Source organism: Halobacillus sp., from assembly GCF_049282395.1.
Classification (GTDB): Bacteria; Bacillota; Bacilli; order Bacillales; family Halobacillaceae; genus Halobacillus.
On the sequence record NZ_JBAPTY010000410.1, the window covers coordinates 1 to 1,929 of the forward strand.

The 1,929-nt window shown below is 39.6% G+C and carries 2 protein-coding genes; one reads left to right on the forward strand and one right to left on the reverse strand.

Annotated elements, in window-relative coordinates; translation table 11 throughout:
• Positions 1-1,463 (reverse strand): M4 family metallopeptidase (locus WAM07_RS17165; RefSeq protein ID WP_422168621.1); only part of this gene is annotated, 1,463 nt, incomplete at its 3' end.
• Positions 1,464-1,688: 225 nt separating this feature from the next.
• Between WAM07_RS17165 and WAM07_RS17170 the strand changes: the two genes are divergently transcribed.
• Positions 1,689-1,929: helix-turn-helix domain-containing protein (locus tag WAM07_RS17170; RefSeq protein ID WP_422168622.1), on the forward strand; the 241-nt coding region annotated here is incomplete at its 3' end.

Sequence of the window (1,929 nt, forward strand, 5' to 3'; positions counted from 1 at the left end):
TAAACGGTTAAAGCCCGGTAATAAATATCTTCCGCTTTGGATATTCCTATGCTGTTAATCGTATAATAAGCTGCTTTATTTGGGATACCACTATTAATATGAACTCCGCCCCAGTCTCCAGATTCTGTATTAGGAAGGTTACGGTATTCATCCATATGGTCCGGCTGATTGTACGCATTTGGATTCGAAAGAGAACGCAGGGCATCCCCTGAGGTTCCTGGAGTGTACACATCCTCTCCCATTAACCAATCTTCTGAATCCACAAAGAAACCGAACACATCGGAGAATGATTCATTTAGTGCACCGGACTGATTTTCATATACCAGTTCAGCTGTTGTATCGGTTACAGCATGAGTTAATTCGTGAGCTACAATATCATCAGCGCCAGACAAATAGGTAAACGTCGAACCATCACCATCGCCGTAAATCATTTGATTTCCAGTCCAAGCCGCATTATTGTAATTTGATCCATAATGAACGGTGGAACGAATATCAGCTCCTTGATTGTCGTAGCTGACCCTTCCAAATGTATCATAGTAGTAATCAAAAACTTCTCCTGCATAATAATGAGCATCCACCGCTGCTTTTTGCCTTTCACTGTAGAATGTATTACCAGAATCCGTAACATAATAACCAGGCAGGCTGCTATATTGCCCTCCATAATTATCGAACGTTTCAATAACCCCATTCATAGGTTTTGTGGTATCAAATAAGTAGTAAGTGTTATTATAAGCATACGTGTTCAGCGTTTTAGAATCACCTAGCACTCCCGTACCTGTACCAGAAGCTTCATGAACAACGTTCGCCGCTTTTAACACTTCTCCATTTTCTGCATTAATATAAATCTGCCAATTCGCAGGATATGGCTGAGAAAATTGGAGCTCCACATGATATGCTAACGTGTATTCCCCATCTTGGTGGTGCACGACAAGATTAGAGTTTTCCGTTAGTGTTTCAAAATCCTTACCAAGTTTGCTTTTTTGAACTTTATCAGCTTCTTCCCTGGTAACATCAATATGGTTCCATGCTAGATTAATAGATTCTTTATGATTCAACTCCTTCAACTGCTTCACTTTTTCTGGAGCATCCTCATGAAATTCGCCATTGACTGCAGTAACCGCTCCGTTCGAATTTGTATGTACCATAACCTTTGCATTAGCTATCGGGACATTTCCAACGGTTCTCTGATAAGTATAGTGAGTCATTCCGACCTCATCTTTTTCCTTTTTAACTAAATTTAAATCTTTATTTGGGTTAAAATTAAACTCCTGACGCTTCTGTTTAAAAAATTCTTTTACGGCTTTATCGCTCTTAATCTTAGATCCTTTCAGGTTCTCTGTTATAAATTCCGAAGAAGCCCCTTTGTTTTTAATACCTGAACTATCCTCGGCATTAGCTAATGTCCCGCCAGACACTAAGCTAGTTCCTAGTACAAATGCAGCTGTTACTGATTTCCAGTTCATCGAATCCCTCCTATATTTGTAATACACTTCCAATGTATCACAATATTCAGACGAATATCCTGTGAAAGTCAGGGGTCAAAATCCCCCTTAAAGCCTCATTTTTTTCACGACTTGGGAAACACGTGATTATTGTTGAAAATTCCTAATCGAACATGTATTCTAAATATAGATTTGAAAGAGGCACACTCTTCCAAATCAACAGTTGATCAACTAGGTGTGTGGCCAATGGAATATGGTAAAGTACTTCGATTTCATCGAGTCAAGCAGGGGTTAACTCAAAACCAGCTGGCAGATGGAATTATCTCACCGGCGTATCTTTCCAAAATTGAGAATGATCAAACCGTTCCCGCGTTTGAAGTATTAGAATTACTTTACGAGCGGCTCGGTCTTGATTTCCTTGAGACTTCATACAACCATCCATCAAAGGAAAAATTGAAGGAATGGTATGAAGCCATCATCACTGGAA